The organism is Pseudomonas sp. SCT (genome assembly GCF_003864275.1).
In the GTDB taxonomy this organism is placed as follows: Bacteria; Pseudomonadota; Gammaproteobacteria; order Pseudomonadales; family Pseudomonadaceae; genus Stutzerimonas; species Stutzerimonas stutzeri_AE.
This window is the reverse complement of sequence record NZ_BDJA01000005.1, coordinates 139,511-155,594: the sequence shown is the minus strand read 5'-3', so window position 1 is coordinate 155,594 and position 16,084 is coordinate 139,511. Positions and strand designations below refer to the sequence as shown.

At 59.0% G+C, this 16,084-nt stretch carries 19 protein-coding genes and 1 tRNA gene; 14 read left to right on the top strand and 6 right to left on the bottom strand.

What is annotated here, in order from left to right; all coding sequences use genetic code 11:
* Positions 1-78: 78 nt before the first annotated feature.
* The 12 genes from BHD08_RS14265 (at position 79) to BHD08_RS14200 (ending at position 9,146) form a co-directional block, all read left to right on the top strand.
* On the top strand, positions 79-1,557 hold the full coding sequence (locus BHD08_RS14265; protein ID WP_125023069.1) for an MFS transporter: 1,479 nt from the start codon (positions 79-81) through the stop codon (positions 1,555-1,557).
* Between the two features lie 461 nt (positions 1,558-2,018).
* A complete protein-coding gene (locus BHD08_RS14260) occupies positions 2,019-2,291 on the top strand; it encodes a type II toxin-antitoxin system Phd/YefM family antitoxin (protein WP_170910101.1) in 273 nt (90 codons plus the stop codon).
* Complete coding sequence (locus tag BHD08_RS14255; protein WP_125023067.1) at positions 2,257-2,571, top strand: type II toxin-antitoxin system RelE/ParE family toxin; 315 nt, start codon at positions 2,257-2,259, stop codon at positions 2,569-2,571. Before BHD08_RS14260 ends, BHD08_RS14255 begins: the two co-directional genes overlap by 35 nt.
* 160 nt (positions 2,572-2,731) lie before the next feature.
* Positions 2,732-3,160: a glutaredoxin family protein gene (locus BHD08_RS14250; protein WP_125023065.1), complete on the top strand. Its 429-nt coding sequence runs from the start codon at positions 2,732-2,734 to the stop codon at positions 3,158-3,160.
* 63 nt (positions 3,161-3,223) lie between these two features.
* Positions 3,224-4,612, top strand: a complete 1,389-nt coding sequence (locus BHD08_RS14245) for an ATP-binding protein (RefSeq protein ID WP_125023063.1) — start codon at positions 3,224-3,226, stop codon at positions 4,610-4,612.
* A 534-nt stretch (positions 4,613-5,146) separates the two neighbouring features.
* A complete protein-coding gene (locus BHD08_RS14235; protein WP_015277650.1) occupies positions 5,147-5,428 on the top strand; it encodes a hypothetical protein in 282 nt (93 codons plus the stop codon).
* Entirely contained in the window at positions 5,421-5,675 is a 255-nt protein-coding gene (locus BHD08_RS14230; RefSeq protein WP_008570048.1) for a hypothetical protein, read from the top strand. The genes BHD08_RS14235 and BHD08_RS14230 overlap by 8 nt, the downstream gene beginning before the upstream one ends.
* Complete coding sequence (locus tag BHD08_RS14225) at positions 5,668-6,057, top strand: hypothetical protein (RefSeq protein ID WP_125023058.1); 390 nt, start codon at positions 5,668-5,670, stop codon at positions 6,055-6,057. Before BHD08_RS14230 ends, BHD08_RS14225 begins: the two co-directional genes overlap by 8 nt.
* Positions 6,058-6,069: 12 nt before the next feature.
* Positions 6,070-6,444 carry a hypothetical protein gene (locus BHD08_RS14215; RefSeq protein WP_177412682.1) on the top strand — a complete coding sequence of 125 codons (375 nt, stop codon included), beginning with the start codon at positions 6,070-6,072 and terminating at the stop codon, positions 6,442-6,444.
* Positions 6,445-6,511: 67 nt separating this feature from the next.
* A complete protein-coding gene (locus BHD08_RS14210; protein WP_125023054.1) occupies positions 6,512-7,792 on the top strand; it encodes a hypothetical protein in 1,281 nt (426 codons plus the stop codon).
* Positions 7,789-8,778 carry a tyrosine-type recombinase/integrase gene (locus tag BHD08_RS14205; RefSeq protein ID WP_125023052.1) on the top strand — a complete coding sequence of 330 codons (990 nt, stop codon included), beginning with the start codon at positions 7,789-7,791 and terminating at the stop codon, positions 8,776-8,778. Before BHD08_RS14210 ends, BHD08_RS14205 begins: the two co-directional genes overlap by 4 nt.
* 62 nt (positions 8,779-8,840) lie before the next feature.
* The gene (locus BHD08_RS14200; protein ID WP_125023050.1) at positions 8,841-9,146 is read left to right on the top strand and encodes a hypothetical protein; all 306 of its coding nucleotides are present in this window, start codon (positions 8,841-8,843) and stop codon (positions 9,144-9,146) included.
* An 84-nt stretch (positions 9,147-9,230) separates the two neighbouring features.
* Here the strand turns inward: BHD08_RS14200 and BHD08_RS14195 are convergent.
* From BHD08_RS14195 to BHD08_RS14175, 5 genes are all read right to left on the bottom strand, one after another.
* Positions 9,231-9,306, bottom strand: a tRNA-Thr gene (locus tag BHD08_RS14195).
* Positions 9,307-9,396: 90 nt separating this feature from the next.
* Positions 9,397-10,158, bottom strand: coding sequence for a DUF3618 domain-containing protein (locus BHD08_RS14190; protein ID WP_015277658.1), 762 nt, complete (start codon positions 10,156-10,158; stop codon positions 9,397-9,399).
* Positions 10,155-10,580 (bottom strand): phage holin family protein, encoded by a 426-nt coding sequence (locus BHD08_RS14185; RefSeq protein ID WP_015277659.1) that lies wholly within the window; start codon positions 10,578-10,580, stop codon positions 10,155-10,157. Before BHD08_RS14185 ends, BHD08_RS14190 begins: the two co-directional genes overlap by 4 nt.
* The gene (locus BHD08_RS14180; protein ID WP_125023048.1) at positions 10,577-11,335 is read right to left on the bottom strand and encodes a hypothetical protein; all 759 of its coding nucleotides are present in this window, start codon (positions 11,333-11,335) and stop codon (positions 10,577-10,579) included. Before BHD08_RS14180 ends, BHD08_RS14185 begins: the two co-directional genes overlap by 4 nt.
* 445 nt (positions 11,336-11,780) lie before the next feature.
* Positions 11,781-13,859: a glycoside hydrolase family 5 protein gene (locus tag BHD08_RS14175; protein ID WP_125023047.1), complete on the bottom strand. Its 2,079-nt coding sequence runs from the start codon at positions 13,857-13,859 to the stop codon at positions 11,781-11,783.
* Positions 13,860-14,395: 536 nt separating this feature from the next.
* Between BHD08_RS14175 and BHD08_RS14170 the strand changes: the two genes are divergently transcribed.
* Positions 14,396-14,620 (top strand): DUF2945 domain-containing protein, encoded by a 225-nt coding sequence (locus BHD08_RS14170; protein ID WP_125023045.1) that lies wholly within the window; start codon positions 14,396-14,398, stop codon positions 14,618-14,620.
* Positions 14,613-15,194 (top strand): DUF488 family protein, encoded by a 582-nt coding sequence (locus BHD08_RS14165; protein WP_125023043.1) that lies wholly within the window; start codon positions 14,613-14,615, stop codon positions 15,192-15,194. The genes BHD08_RS14170 and BHD08_RS14165 overlap by 8 nt, the downstream gene beginning before the upstream one ends.
* A 48-nt stretch (positions 15,195-15,242) precedes the next feature.
* On the opposite strand, the gene BHD08_RS14160 is transcribed toward BHD08_RS14165, so the two are convergent.
* On the bottom strand, positions 15,243-16,079 hold the full coding sequence (locus BHD08_RS14160) for a S1 RNA-binding domain-containing protein (protein ID WP_125023040.1): 837 nt from the start codon (positions 16,077-16,079) through the stop codon (positions 15,243-15,245).
* Positions 16,080-16,084 lie beyond the last annotated feature (5 nt).

Sequence of the window (16,084 nt, the reverse complement as noted above, 5' to 3'; positions counted from 1 at the left end):
AAATACGTATGTATTTATATTTTGCCGCAACGTTCATATTCAGCCAACAGCGCTACACATCCAGACCGAGGCTCGCCCGTGAAATCGTCTCTTCGCTGGCTGGTGCTGGGCATACTGTCCAGCGCCCTCCTGCTGATCGTCATCGACATGACGGTAATCTACCTGGCTCTGCCCAGCCTGACCTACGAGCTGCGTGCTTCCGCCACCGAAAAGCTGTGGATCGTGAACGCCTATGCCCTCACCGTTGCGGGCCTGCTGCCCGGTATGGGCGCGCTGGGCGATCGTTTCGGTCACAAGCGGATGTTCATCTCCGGTCTTGTGGTGTTCGGCTGGGCATCCCTCGGCGCGGCGTTCTCACCGACGCCCGAAATATTGATTGCCGCCCGCGTTGCGTTAGCCGTAGGCGCGGCCATGATGATGCCCGCAACCCTGGCGATCATCCGTCACGTGTTCGAAGACACGCGCGAACGCGCCCTGGCGTTCGGCATCTGGGCCGCTATCGCTTCGGGTGGCGCGGCGTTCGGTCCGGTGGTCGGCGGAGTGCTGCTGGAACATTTCTGGTGGGGTTCGGTGTTCATCATCAACGTACCCATCGTCCTGCTCGCGCTGGTACTCGCGGTGATCTGGGTGCCGTCCAGACCCGGCAACCCGCAACGGCCTTTCGATCTGCTCGCTTCGCTATGGGTCATGGGCGCGCTGGTTGGGCTGACGCTGGCAATCAAGGAGGCCGGCAAGGCGGATCCTTCCCTGCTGCAAGCCAGCGTAGCGGCATGCACAGCGGTCGTTTGCACGCTGGCCTTCCTGCGCCGTCAGCGCCAGACCGCCGTACCGATGATCGATTTCACGCTATTCCGCGATCGAAGCTTCTCGGCAGGCGTGATCACCGCGTCGGTTGCCTCCGCCGCCTTGATGGGCATGGAGCTAGTGGTCAGCCAGCGGCTGCAGTTGGTGGCTGGCCTGTCGCCGCTGCAGGCTGGCCTGACCATTCTGCCGATTCCGCTCGGCGCCTTTATCGCAGGACCGCTTGCTGGGCTGGCGCTGCCGCGCATCGGCGCCGAACGAATCCTCAGCACCTCATTGGCCCTGTCGGCAGTCGGTGCCCTGCTCTATTTGCTGGGCTACGCGGGCGAGCAATGGCTGCAGATCCTATCGTTCAGCCTGCTCGGTTTTGGTGTCGGCGCGGCGATGAGCGCCGCCTCCAGCGCGATGCTGCTGCACGCCCCAGCGGATCGAGCGGGCATGGCCGCATCGATCGAAGAAGTGTCTTACGAGCTCGGGGGTGCGCTAGGCATCGCCATCCTCGGCAGCCTGATGTCCGCGGTTTACGCTGCAGCCATCGTCACGCCGGGCACGATGGCGCTCCCCGACCTGGCACTCGACAGCCTCGATGGTGCCCTGATCGCCGCAGAAGCATTACCCGAAGTCATCGCCGGCCCGCTGATCAGTCTGGCGCAAGGAGCGTTCGACAACGCCTTTGCCGCAGTGATGATCGCAGTCGTCGCCCTGCTGGGTTTCACCTCGGTCGGCATCGCCATGTGCACCCGCAAGACGCGCTAACGTCCGCTCCGACCGCCGGAAACAAAAAAAGGCCCGCATAGCTGCGGGCCTTTGATTTCATTGGTGCCGGAGACAGGAGTCGAACCTGCGACCTTCGCATTACGAAAGATCGGCACCTGTCATCGCAGAAGCTGGAAGCCAGTAAAATCGGGGCCTCCAGCTGGCCTTCGTCGTCGCTCTGCCCCGCTCTCTGTAGATTTCGGCCCGTTTTGGGACACCTCAATCGCGGCGCACATCAAAGGCATAAAGCACATCAAAAAACATCTTACAGAGTGCTTTTCAGAGTGCTACGCTATGCGCGCTTACCCCGTTCGCACAAATGACCTACGAAGACCTTAATTAAGATAGCTCGGCCCACAGTAGAGAACCCTCATTCGCTCAACGAAGCGTGACGGTTCGGCCCATAGATAGAGCTCAGGCACCCTAGAAGCGCGGATAGCAGAGAACAGGTGGATATGGCGATGACTTACACGGTACTGGCTGACGTTGCGGCGTCGGTGACAGAACTAAAAAAGGACCCAATGGGCACCATCCGCGAAGGTGGCGGCGAAACGGTCGTGATCCTCAATCGAAACGAACCAGCCTTCTATGCCGTGCCACCCGCACGCTACGAAGCCATGCTGGAGCTGATTGACGATCTGCGATTGGCTGAAATCGTGCGCGCCCGCGCTGGTGAACCTACTGTACGAGTAGATATCGATGACCTCATCGCGCAAGCCGGCGGAGCCGACTAAGTACGCCCTGGAGTTCAACACTCAAGCGCTCAAGGAGTGGGGCAAGCTGGGCAACACCATCCAGCTGCAGTTCGCCAAGAAGCTGAAAGAACGCCTTAAGAATCCCCGGATCGAGGCCGACAAGCTTAGGGACATGCCCAACTGCTACAAGATCAAGCTCCGCTCCATCGGCTATCGGTTGGTTTATGAAGTGATCGACAGCCGACTCGTCGTCACGGTGATCGCTGTAGGCAAGCGAGAGCGCAGCAAGGTCTATGGCAGCGCCGTTAGCCGCTTGTAAGCCTCCCGCTGGATGCCTGTAAAACCGGGCTTTCGTACACGAGGGCCATTGGCTAGTATCCGTTGCATAGTGTTTTGAGGCTGCAAGGGTCCCTTTCCGTCTGAACAGTGGCGCTCCTGGGTCAGCCAGCACGCCCTCCCCCTGCATGGAAGCTACTCGTATGACCCGCCTCCTCCTTGCCCTTATCGCCATCCTGCCGCTGATCTGCTCTGCGGAAATCTACAAGTGGACGGATGAGAACGGGCGCGTCCATTTCGGCGACAAGCCAAAGGACAAGGACCAAGCCGAGCAGCTCTCGCTCAAGATCAACTCCTACGAAAGCGTCAGCTACGAATCCTTCACGCCAGCTCAGGGCACGACATCGCGGCGCGTCATCATGTATTCAGCAGCCTGGTGCGGCTACTGCAAGCAGGCCCGCCAATACTTCCAGCGCAACGGCATCAGCTTTGTTGAACACGATATCGAACAAAACCAGAGCGCCCGCAGAGCCTATGATGCGATTGGCGGCAATGGCGTGCCCGTCATATTGGTAGGAAACAAGCGATTGAATGGATTTACCGTGGCAGATTTCCAGGGCATCTACCCGTGACATGTCTCCAACAGAAAATAAACCTGCTCCCTTTTTTCATCAAAATTACATCACAGAGGCAAAATGGAATTTAGAGAAATATCAAAGAAGGATGCAATCTACTACTGCACCAGACAAGAAGATCACTTCTTCGATAGAAAAGCTCACGGCATAAAAGGAGATAAAATCCAGCGAATTGCGGTTGCACTAGCAAACGCCGATGGCGGTGAGTTCATAGTCGGGGTCTCCGATGAGAAAGAGGCAGAGGACCCCAGCTTGAGATGGAAGCCCGTAGATAGTGTTGAAAAGTTTAACGAAGTAATACAAAACTTAGGGCTTCCTGAGCCGGCAATCGATTACAGATGTGCATTCCTTCGACAAAGAGGCACGTCTGGATATGTGCTGCACGTAACGATCGAAAAAGGACTTAGCGTTCACGAAACAAGCAGAAAGGAAGTTTTTGTTCGACGCGGAGCTCAGTCCCAGGAGTTAAAGGGTAACTTCAAAATCGCTGAGCTTGCTTACGCAAAAGGTCAGCGTTCATATGAGGACATCATTGTTCCTGATGCGAGCATTGATGAGCTTGAGTCTTCTAAATTCCTGAAAGAATTTGTCGGTTTCTTGCCTGCGGATAACATAGAGAATCTTGACGTTCTGCTTAAGCAGAATCTGGTCGACAAGGATTGGACCCCTCGTGTTGCCGCAGTTTTGCTGTTCTCCGAGAACCCTTCAGCAATCCTCCCAAAACAATGTGCAATAAGGATTGCTCGCTATGATACAACGGACGAAACTCCTGACCGCGACGATCTTACAGACGATGTATTCCCTATAGAAGGCCCCATTTACCAGCAATTAAATGATGCGTACGCATGTATAGAGATGCTTCTTAAAAAGCATGAGGTTTGGACTATGGATGGTTTAAAACCAATGAGCTTTCCCAGAGAAACCATATGGGAGTTATTAGTCAATGCCGTTATTCATCGCGACTACTCTATATCCGACAACATATTCGTTGGTGTTTTCAAGGACCGAATAGAAATCAGAAGCCCTGGCAAACTCCCAGGATTTGTTAAAGTATCAAATATACTAGAAAATCGATTCTCTCGAAATGCAAAGCTGGTCAGATTACTATCACGCTATCCTTCATCCCCCAACCGAGACCTGGGAGAAGGGGTAAACACAGCATTTCAAAAGATGAGAAGCATCGGAAAAAACAATCCCGAGATTATTGAGGACGGCAATTTTGTCAGAGTTTCAATCCGACACTGCCTATCGGGCGAACCAGATCAGCTCATAACAAACTTCCTACAAAAATTTGACTCTATAAACAATAGGCAAGCCCGAGATATTACAGGAATTAGAGACTCATCAAAGATAACAACCATCTTCTCCCGGCTTAGAGAAAACGGAATTCTTCACAAGAACGACGCCCCTTCCGCCGCAAACGTAAGCTGGTCTTTATCGGAGCGATGAGGTCCTCCTACATAGCAAAAGGCGCCTTGAAGGGGGCTTGAAGGCGAGTCTCCTATACCGAGAGGCAATTATTAGAGCTTTATATATCAGCCGAACCATCGCCGGGCCGCTTCGGCTGTTATCTGCTGCCCGCGTTTTGTTCTGCCAACTTTAGGTCCGCTTCGGCGTAGGCCGGGCTGATCTGACCCTTCGCGGGATCTACGTCCCCCTTCCAGATCCACAGCTCGTACTCAGGGAACGCATCTAGCAATGCGTCCATGTCCTCGATGCGCACCTTCACCTTTAGGTTGTGCGCAACAGTCCCCCAGCGTCGCCGGTCAAGGCCTGTCTTTTTAGCAACGACTGCTGGGCTGAGGTATTTCACCAACGCCCTGATGCGCTCTTCTCTCATTCCGAAAAGTTCTAATGCTCAGCGGACAAACAGTTTGTCTGCCAAAATAGTTGTCTGTATAGTCGCCCCGACAGACAACATATTTGTCTGCCAAAACACCCGTTAACCACAGTTTATGAGCATTTCAGAGGCAGGGATAGGCGATGAGTACACAGCATCTGGACCAACCACCTTTCGACGTGAGCTTCGATCTGGACGGCAGACGAGTGATCTACCTCGACTGCCGTAACGCACTCACCTGCAGCAAGGAAACATACGCTGCCATGAATGGCGTTTCGGTAGACACCGTGATCGCCTGGATGCAGAGCGGCACCATTCCCAGCGTGAAGATGGGCCGCCCTCGCCTAGTCAACCTCGCCCAAATCCGCGCCGATCTGGCCCAGGGCAAAACCGTCTTCGTGCCGGGGGATTACAAAGATGAGTAAGCCGAACGCAGACCAAACCGGCAGCAACGTCGTGCCCCTGGGCGCCGCCATCAGCAACCTGTGCAGCATCGTCACCTTCGCCTCGGCCAGTGGCATTCCGGTTGAGGAAGTCACCGAGTGGGTAGAGAACGGCACGCTCCCCAGCGTCACCTTCTCGGACTTCCGCATGGTGAACGTGGGCAAGCTGCGGGCCGACCTGCTGAGCGGCAAGGAGAGCTTCGCCGCGGGGGATTACAGCCATGACTAGCCAGCACGCTGTTGTGGATGCCTCCACCGCCCAGGACTTCATCGGCCAGACCGTGCTCGTCGAGCTGCACTGGGATGATGAGCCGGAATCCTACTGGTACTGCCTGCATATCGTCGGCATGGTGGTGCCGATGGAGGGCGTGTACGACCACGGGTATTTCCTGACCTTTGATCTCAACGCGCAGGAGTCCCACCCCAACGAAGTGTTCTTCTCGGACATTCGCACGATCAGGGCGATGCGGCACCGCGACCGGCATGGTTCCGGCAACGTACTGGGCCGTATCGCCCTTCCCAACTCTGCAAGGTCAAGGGCCGCGCTCCCGGCTCGTCGGAACAGCTTCACCGTTCCGGCGAACGGAAGCACGGGCGCAGCGCACCCTTGACGCTGCACGACCATGAACAGCCTATCGCTGGGAGTGTGGGGTAGCTTTTCCACCCCACGCTCCCGAGCCCTCGGCGGCAAGAGCGGGATGACAAGGGCAGCGCCCTTGGTGTTATTCGTCCTCGCGCGCCGCGCCCATCACTTCCTTCCGCACCTGCTTCTCGGGCTGGCCAGCCTAGTGCTCTGCATCGCCCTTGCCGGCACGCCGCCGCCAAACCGCCCTCACCTTCCCGCCCTCACCCAGGATCAACCCTGCCTGGATGACCCAACCGACCTGTTCGACTCGATTACTGGATTGAAGCTCTCTGGCGCGCGCACGGCTGCACAGCTCTACGCCGAGCGGAGCGAGCGCGTCGCCTGTGCCGGCGTGCGCGCGCCGCCCGGCTGACGTCCCTGTAACACGTCAGATAACCAGTTGTGGGTTCAGTGGCAAAAGCTCAATAAAGGTAAAACCGATGCAAGTTAAAGATTTCATCCGCGTTGATCGAACCACCGGCGAGGAAAGCAGCACCGGCCGGCTGTTTCTGGACATTGGCTATACCGGCTTCAAGGACCTCTCAGGCGTTCGCCTGCTGCGCTGCGGCGTCGATACGGTCCGCCAGCTGTACCGCGGGCTGATTCGCCCCGAGATCATGGCGCTGTTCGAGAAGCCGGGCGCGATGGTCGAGTTTGCCGGGGAAATCTGGCACTCGGGCCGTGTGGGCCGCGACTCAGGCTACCAGTACAAGCTGCAGAACGCAGACCTGGGCTTCATCCTGCTCATCAAAAACTTCAACGCCAAGCTGGAGCACATCGGGCCGCACCTGAAGATCGAGGTATCACCGCACGCCATCGACGCGCTGTCGCCGGAACGGCTGCAAGAGCGGATGGACTACTTCGCCGCTGCCGTGATGACCAACCGCGAACGCAACCAGTGTGCCGTCCACCTCGCCCTGGACCTGCAAGGCTGGAAACCTCCGGTCGATCTGGTGGCACGTCTGCATTGCCGGGCCAGGACGCACCGGGACATATCGGGCATCAGCCAGGTCGAGTGGGCCACCAAGTCCAGCGTCTACGGTCGCGGGGAAACGTCGATGTTCGGCTCGGCCAGTGGCGTTCAGCTCTGCATCTACAACAAGACCGAACAGGCCCGCGCAACGGACAAGCTCGACTTCTGGGAAAGCGTCTGGCGGCGTCGGGATTCGTTCGATGCGGCTGATCCGGACAACTACGATCCAGCCCAGGACGTGTGGCGGGTGGAGCTGCGCTATCACCATTCGGTGATCCAGCAATTCGCCAGCGGCTCGATTGACGTGAAGACCGGGGAAGCCATCGACACGGACTCCTTCGCCGCCTTCTCGGCCCATCTGGACGGCCTGTGGCGATACGGCCTGCGCCAGTTCAAGCTCATTGCTCGCCCTGGTTACTACGAGCCGATCTGGACACTGATGCGCGATGACGTGCGGGTAGATGTGGCCGTGGATTCGCTGGTCGATGACACCGAATACAAGCGGTACTACAAGACCTCTCGAGGCTTCTCAGGCAAGAACGTGGAACTGTTCCTGGGAAACTTCGTAAGCCTGCTGGCAAGGGAGCGGGTGGGCGCAAAAAAGGCGTTTGAGACGCTGCAGCAATGGGACTGTTGGCCGGTGATCCGTGACCACTACGCCGCCAAGGAAATGACCCAGCGTGACCTGTACAAGCACATCAAGGCACTGCTCGAGGAGCGCCACGTTCGCTGGGGGCGTGCTGTTTGATCACCAAAGGACCAACCGGCTGGGACGTGGATTTCTGGCTGGATAGAACAGCCGGCATCCGCAAGCGCAAGCGTGGCTTCCGCACCAAGAGCGAGGCTGAACGCTGGGTGGTCGATATGCGCCGGGAGTACAGCCATCGGGGCCGCGACCCGGGCGAACGCCTCGCCGATCTGGTGCAGGTCTGGTACGAACTGCATGGCGCCACGCTCAAAGATCAGAAGCGCTACGGGCGCACCCTGGCGATAGTCGATGCCCTGGGCAACCCGATTGCCTCCAGCTTCACCGCTCTGGACTTCAGCCGCTACCGGGCCGAAAGGCTCAAGAGCTGCACTCCGGCAACGGTGAACCATGAACACCGCTACCTGAAAGCCGTGTTCAACGAGCTGATCCGCCTGGGCGTCTGGCATGAAGCCAACCCGGTCGCCAAGCTGCGGCAACTGCGGGTCGATGAAACCGAGCTGACCTATCTCACCCTGGACGAATGCCGGTTGGTGCTGGATGAATGCGCCGCGTCGACCAACAGCCACACCCTGCCCGTAGCCAAGCTCTGTCTGGCTACCGGTGCTCGATGGGATGAAGCGGAGTCGATCACCCGTAACCAGCTGCTGAACGGGCAAGTTCGCTTCGCCAGGACGAAGAATGGCCGCGTGCGGACCATCCCCGTGCCGGATGATCTGGTGAAGCTGATGCTTGAGCGTGGCTACCCAGGATCGGGGCGGCTGTTCAGCTCCTGTCGATCGGCGTTCCGCAAAGCCTACGAACGCACCGGCCTGCACACACCCGGCCAGCTGACCCACATCCTGCGGCACACCTTCGCCAGCCACTACATGATGCAGGGCGGCAACATCCTCACGCTGCAACGAATCCTGGGTCACGGCGATATAAAGATGACCATGCGCTACTCGCATCTGGCGCCGGATCACTTCGCGACTGTTCTCAGTCATTCGCCGCTGGCGTTGCTGGAAACCCCTCGAGCGGATCGCTAGCGTTTCGCGGCCAGTGCTATACGATTGGCTGCGATTGAAACGGTGGTTGCAAGGAGGCAGACATGGGAATGGAAGATCGCGAGTGGTATCGCGAAGAACTGCGCCAGAAAGGCAAGAAGCCCTCCTGGGACAACTTCAGGGCTGACGCGGCACCCCAACCACAAGCGACTGAGCGTCCTCGAGGCGAGATAACGCGAATCAAGCGGCCCGCCAAGACACGGACGCCACCTTCCTACGTGCACCTTCAGGCGCAAGAGATTCTCGATGCTCGAGCAGAGGCCAGAAAACGAAGCCTATGGCCGATCTATGGGATCTTCGTCGCCGCCTTTGGCGTCCTGGCTTACGTCGCGTACCGCCTGACAGCGTAATCGCCGCCGGGACAAGAATGGGACACTTGTGGGACACCGGCCCAAAAACAAAAGGGCTAGCCGAAGCTAACCCTTTGATTTCATTGGTGCCGGAGACAGGAGTCGAACCTGCGACCTTCGCATTACGAATGCGCTGCTCTACCTACTGAGCTACACCGGCGCCGGTGGCGGATTATCGGGGGTTATGCGGTTGGACTCAAGCCCGTGCGATCCCCCGAGACGGCAATCCGCCGCTCATGCCTGATGCCCGTCAGTGCGGCCGCGAAGCCGGTTGGCCGTGGTCGCGTTCGAGGTCGTGCTTGACCTGGCTGGCCAATTGCTCACCCTCGGCGCTGACCATTTCGTAGCCTTCGCGGGCCTTGGCCTTGAGCTTGCCGGTCAGCTCGTCGCTTTTCTGTCCCATCAGTTCGTCTTCGCGACGGGTTGGCGGGACGGATGCGGCGAGCAGAGCACCCAGGGCGATGCCCATCGCTCCCAGGGCCAGCGGTTGCTCATTTAGCAGCTGCGAAAAGCCGCCACGAGCGCGATCGGCGGTGTGTCGCAGGCTTTCAGCGGCGTGCCGGCCAGAGTCGCTGACCCGATGGCGGGCGTTGCCCAGGGTGCTGGAGGCATCGTGGCTCATCTGCGCTGCCTTGTCCTTGAGCCCGGTGCCCTGCTGCTTGAGGCCGGAGGCCTTCGCCGACAACTTCTCTGTCATGGACGGACCAGTGGATGCGGTGCTGGCGCTGTAATCCGGGCGACGATTCTGCCCGGCCATCAGCCAGACCAGCCCGATGGAGGTCAGCAGGGTCGGCACCGGATTGGCCTTCACCGTGTCGGTGAGGTTGTGCAGGAACTCGCCACCACCACCTTTGGCATAGCCCAGCGCCGTATCGATCATCTGCCCGGGCGACAGCTTGCTCTCCAGTGCATGGACGATGTTGCCGATCTCGGCACGCTGCTGGTCGATCTCACGCTCCAGGGTGCTCGGGTCTTTCTGCGCTTCTAGGTCTACCTGATTATGCGTACTCATGCGTGCCCCCTGACGGCTTCTTTATCCTTCTGCAGCGAATGGATGGTGCGGTCGGGTTTGAACGAAGAAGCTTCGAACTTCTTCTTGCCCGCCGAAACCATGATCATCCCGATGACCACCACGACGACGCCTACGATCAAGGCGGCGAGCCACAGCTCCATCATCGTCGCGAGGAAGTAAACGGCCGACATAAGCAGAACAATGAAGCCCGCCAGCAGCACCGCACCACCGGTAGCGACGCTTGCCGCACCGGCTTTGGTAGCGCGGAGCGATTCGCTCAGTTCGGCTTTGGCCAATGCCAGTTCTTTAGTGAAAAGAGACGGCACTTCCCGGGTCAGCTGCCGCAGCAACCCGCCGACGGAGCTGTCCTGTTCGGGATTTACCGGTTCATAAGGCGTATTGAGGTTACGTTGCTCGTTCATCGATTTAGCCCTCCGGTTGTGCCCTTGCCATTGGTGCCGATGCCGTTGCTGCTGCCGGTGGTGGACGACATGTTTGCGTTGCTGACACTACCGACCGTGCCGCCAGGTGTGCCGCTGGAAACACGCGAATCGATTTCAGCCTGGCTGGGCATAGTCTCGGCGGTCACATCAGCCGGGACACCCAGCGGCGACGTGGGATGGGGTCGACTGGCGTCGGAATGCCCGTAATCGGTCGTGGGTTCGCGGGCGCCGGCGGTGTCGGCACGATGGCTCGACGCGCGGGCGAATCGGGTCAGCCCGAAGCCGAGCGCCACGCTACCGGCGATGAACAGCGCGGGATTGTTGCGCGCAAGCCGATTGACCTCGCCTACCAGTTCATCGACGCTTTTGCCGCGCAGGTTGTCAGCCAGGTTCACCATGCTTTGCGCGACGTCGGAGACGTAGCTGGAAAGCCCGGTGCTGTCCTGGTTCTCCAGCTCTGCTGCTGCAGCCTTGGCGCTCTGGGCGACCTTCTCAAGCTCGTCCGCCGCGGTGCCGCGGTAGCTGTCCAGCTGCGCCTTGCCCTGATTCTTGACCTGCTCACCGGCGTCGCGCGCCTTGGCTTTGATGTCTTCGGTGCTGGGTGCGGAACCGGAAGTTGAACTACCGGTGGCGCCCGTCTGGGTGGATGGCTGGCCGGACGGAGAGCCCGTCAGCGGGGAGTCGGTTCTGGCTTGGCCGCCGTAACCTGTGATCTCTTCATCGGGTGTCGTCATTTTGTCCACCTTTTATAGGTTCATAGGATTTGGCCGGATGACCACGGTCCGTGAAGCACAGCAATGCGGGGTTGCCGCGGCCGTGCAGTTTCAGTGCGCACACTAATGGTGACCGGACCCCCAAAATCGAGTTCCGTGATTCTCGCCAGGTGGTCGCGCGCATTGGCGCCAGGTTTGCGTGACCGCTTTGGGCGAGACGGCAAAACCGCCTACAGCACTCGCTGATAGCGATGTGCCCGCGATTAGCGCGCAAGCTGCACGCCGCGTGGGCTGCACGCCAGACGACTTCGAACAAGCGAAACGGCGGAGGTTGCGGGCTGTTTGACTAATCGGTCAGCCAGGAGAGCGATAGCGCATCCTTGGCAAGCCGACGAGCTGCACCGCGCTTGGCAAGCAGAACGCAAAAACGGGCCCGAAGGCCCGTTCCTGTTTTGCTGGGTAGTCCTTACAGCGGACCGATGCTGGTGCAGCTATGTGCAGTCTTGGCGTGCTTTTGCAGTACCGGCAGCTGCGGGCGGTGCTTGCCACTGGTGACGTCCAGCGACAGTGCGTACTCACCCCACCAGGGACCTGCTGCCCAGTAGGTGCTGGGGATGCAGTTCTGACGCAGGTAGGTCATCAGGTTGTCAGTGGCGACGATGGCCGACGGCGAGAAGTCCGGGACGCCGTGCTCACCGATGTAACCGCGCAGCTTGTTCTGCTTCAGCCATTCAACGAAGGGCTTGACGCGATTGACACCAATCATCGGATCGAACTGCTCGGTCTTGTCGAAGTAGTTACCCGAGAAGTCCTTGTCGACATACATGTGCGCTTCGTACACCAGGTTGTTCTTCGGATCGCGCATCCACGGATTGGTGATCAGCTGGGTGTTGTAGTACGGCCAGTGGAAGGCACTCGACCAACGATCACCCGCGACGTAGATCCAGCGCTTGGAGTCAACAGTACGGATTGCCTGTGCAGCAGCCAGGGCAGCCTGAGGCCAGAGCCCGTTGGTGGAGTGCGGCTCGTTCATCAGACCGTAGCCTTCGACCGCCGGATGGCTGACCACTTCCTGCACGATCTGCTTCCACACCGCGGCGAAGGAGCTGATGGGTACCTCATTGGAGCCGATCAGCTTGCCGAAGTAACGGTAGTAGTTGTGCAGGTCCAGAATCACCTTGACGTTGTGCTTCTGGGCAAAGTCCAGCGACTGCTTCAGGCGCGCCAGCTCTACTGTGTTGAGCGGAGTGCCCAGCTTGGGCTGGATGCGCTCCCAGAGGAACGGCAGGCGAACCAGCGGCATGCCCAGGTCGGCGTACTTCTTGTAGTACGACTCGGCCGGATAGGTGTAGTTGGTGCCATGGGTGCCCGGAACTACCGAGGGGCCAAAACCAGCACCGGAGAGGTTGACGCCGACCAGCAGTGGTTTGCCATTGGTGGTGTCCGGGGCTGAAGGCGCCGGAGCCGGTGTCACGGTGGTTGGCGGGGTTGTCACCGACGGCGCGGAAGGCGCGCTGCTGGCCGACTCGCTGATCACGGAAACGGTCTTTGGATAACCAACCGTGGAACCGTTGATGGCAGCTCCTTCGAGGAACACGCTCATGTTGCTGCCGACCTGCTGGGCGCGCAGGACCTTGCGCACCTGACCATCAGCGAGCCTTACCGAAGCACCCGCCTTGAACGCTGCGATGTTGGCACTGCTGGCCTGGATCGAGAAACCCGGAGAAGTGCGGTACACGCCGTTCAGCCAGTCGGTGTTCGTGAAGCTGTTCAGATTGCTGGTGGCGACCACTGAAGTTGTCGGGGCAGTGGGCGCAGGAGCGGTCGCAGTAGTAGTAGCCAGCGACAACTTGTTCGGTGCACCGACCACACTTCCATTCACCGCAGCGCCATCGAGATAGACGCTCATATTGGCGCCCGCTACGTACACCTGGGTAACTTTGCGAACCTGGCCATCTGCCAGTTTTACCGAAGCACCCACCTTGAATGCATTCTTGTTGGCGTCATTGGCTGGAATGGAGAAACCGGGTGACTTGCGCCATACCCCATTGAGCCAGTCGGTGCTGGTAAACGCATTAATACTGGTGGAATGCGCAGCGACGGTTGCCGGTGCAGTCAGCGTAGGTGTGGAAGTAGCTGGAGCGGAAGTCGCTGTACCTACGGTACTGACCATCTGCGGAGCACCAACCTTGTTACCGTCCAGCTTGGCGCCTTCCAGAAAGACGCTCATGTTGCTGCCGACGATCTGCTGACGGCTGATCGTGCGAACCTGGCCGTCAGCCAGCTTCACCGAAGCACCCGCCTTGAATGCGGCCTGGTTGGCAGCGCTGGCCGGAATGGAGAACCCGGCGCCCGTGCGCCATACACCATTGAGCCAATCGGTATTGGTAAAGGCGTTGACCTTGGTGGAGACGGAGGCAGCTGCGACAGTGGTCGAAGCAGCAGCGTAAGGAACCGTTACAACGGTGACGCCGCCCATGAGGGCAGCCATGGCGACGGAAGCGACGAGTGCCTTGCGGGCACCGGAAAACAGGTTGGTGGACATTGAGTCTCTCCGGAACTTACTACTTCAAAGGCGGAGCCTTTAAAAAGTGACGGGAGGTCGATAAGTCGTGGGCGATGCTCTGAAAGGAAGCCGCGTTGTCACAACAAACGAACCGTTCTACAAGAAATTTTCCGCCGTCCACCCCCTGAACAAACCGGTAAATCGTCTTGCGTGGCGGCTTTATAATAGGTTCTAAAAAATAATGGAAATCCATGTGGCGTAAAACTATCGCCAATAAGCCGCCATATATTCGTCATCGATATTAAGTTGCCATTATATAAATGGGTGCAGATATCGATCTGATATCACGCTTAGCCCCCTTGCTAGAGGAACTTGTCGCTCTGCCTGCGACGGTTTTTTGAATCCGCCAACTTTCAAGCGGCATTAAATCCTATGATTTTCGCCCGACGAACGGCGCAACTTATTTGCTTAAGTAAGACGGTATTAATCCCTGACGAACCCGAAAAGCCGGGCAACCGTTGGCGCGCTTATGGGGTCAAAAAAGCAAGGTCCAACAGACGCAGACGGAGGTAGCGATGAGCCATAAATTCAAAGTCGGCGATCACGTGAGCTGGAACTCGGAAGCGGGACGGGTTCGCGGTCGCATTACTCACGTTCACACGGCCGACACCGAGTTCATGGGCCGGACCCGGCGTGCCAGCCCGGATGCACCGCAGTACGAGATCAAGAGCGACAAGACCGATCACGTGGCGATGCATAAAGAGTCGGCGCTGACCAAGCTGGACCGATTGCATGACTGACGCGCTAACCGTCTGGACCATCGGCCATTCGAACCGCTCGCTGGACGCGTTCGTCGAGCTGCTGCAGCTGCACGGCATCGAAGCCATTGCCGATGTGCGCCGCTTTCCGGGCTCGCGGCGGCTGCCGCAATTCGGCAGCGAAGCGCTGCGTAGCGCATTAAGTGAAAAGGGCATCGGCTATGCCTGGCTCGAGGAGCTCGGTGGTCGCCGGCGACCTCTCAAGGATTCGCCCAACCTTGCATGGCGCAACAGCTCGTTCCGCGGCTACGCCGATCACCTGCAGAGCGCCGAGTTCGACCGAGGTTTGCATTGCCTGCTGGAGATGGCGGCGCGACAGCGTACGGCCATGATGTGCGCCGAGGTGCTCTGGTGGCGCTGCCATCGCTCGCTGGTGTCCGATGTGCTGAAAACCCGCGGCATCGAAGTGCTGCACATTCAGGATGACAAGCCGCCCGCGGCCCATCCGTTCACCGCACCTGCCAGGCTGGTCGACGGCCAGCTGAGCTATGCGGCGGGGCAAGGTGAGCCTCTGCGAAAGGAAGCTGGAAGCCGGCAGATCGATCTCGATCTGTAACGGCGTGCGCTGCGTGCGGGGGCGGCCATTGCAGCCGCCCTGCTTGGTTTAGCTGCGCTCGATTCGATCTGGATGGATGACGATACGGCCCTGTTTGTACAGGCCGCCGATGGCCTTCTTGAAGTTGCCCTTGCTCACGCCGAAACGGCGTGCGATTTCCTCTGCCGGGCTTTTGTCGCTGACATCCAGTGAACCCTGATTTTCCTCCAGCTTCTGCAGGATCAGCGCCTGCAGGGCATCGGTCGCCTCGCTGCCGACCGGTTGCAGGCTCAGGCTGATCTTGCCGTCTGCACGCAGCTCCTTGATATAGCCACGCTCGCGCATGCCGCCGCGGAGGAATTTGAACGCTTCGTTCTTGTGAATCAGCCCCCAGTGCTGGCCGTTGATGATGGCCTTGAAGCCCAGATCGGTCGCCTCGACGATCAGCAGGTCCACCGCCTCGCCGACCTTGTAGTTGGCCGGGGTCTTGTCCAGATAGCGATCCAGGCGTGCGGTGGCGGTGATGCGTCGGGTGCGCTTGTCGATGTAGACGTAGACCACACAGTAATCGCCGACCTGCAGCGGCCGCTTCTCTTCCGAGTGCGGCAGCAGCAGATCCTTGGGCAGCCCCCAATCGAGGAACAGTCCAACGCGGTTGATCTCGGCGACCTTGAGACTGGCGAACTCGCCGACCTGCACCTTGGGTTTTTCCGTGGTAGCGATCAGCTTGTCTTCGCTGTCGAGGTAGATGAATACGTTCAGCCAGTCATCCACCTCGGTCGGCGTGTCCTTGGGGATGTAGCGGTTGGGCAGCAGGATTTCGCCGTCCGGTCCGCCGTCGAGATAGAGGCCGAAACCGGTGTGCTTGACGATTTGCAGGCTGTTGTAGCGTCCGATTGCGGCCATGTGGG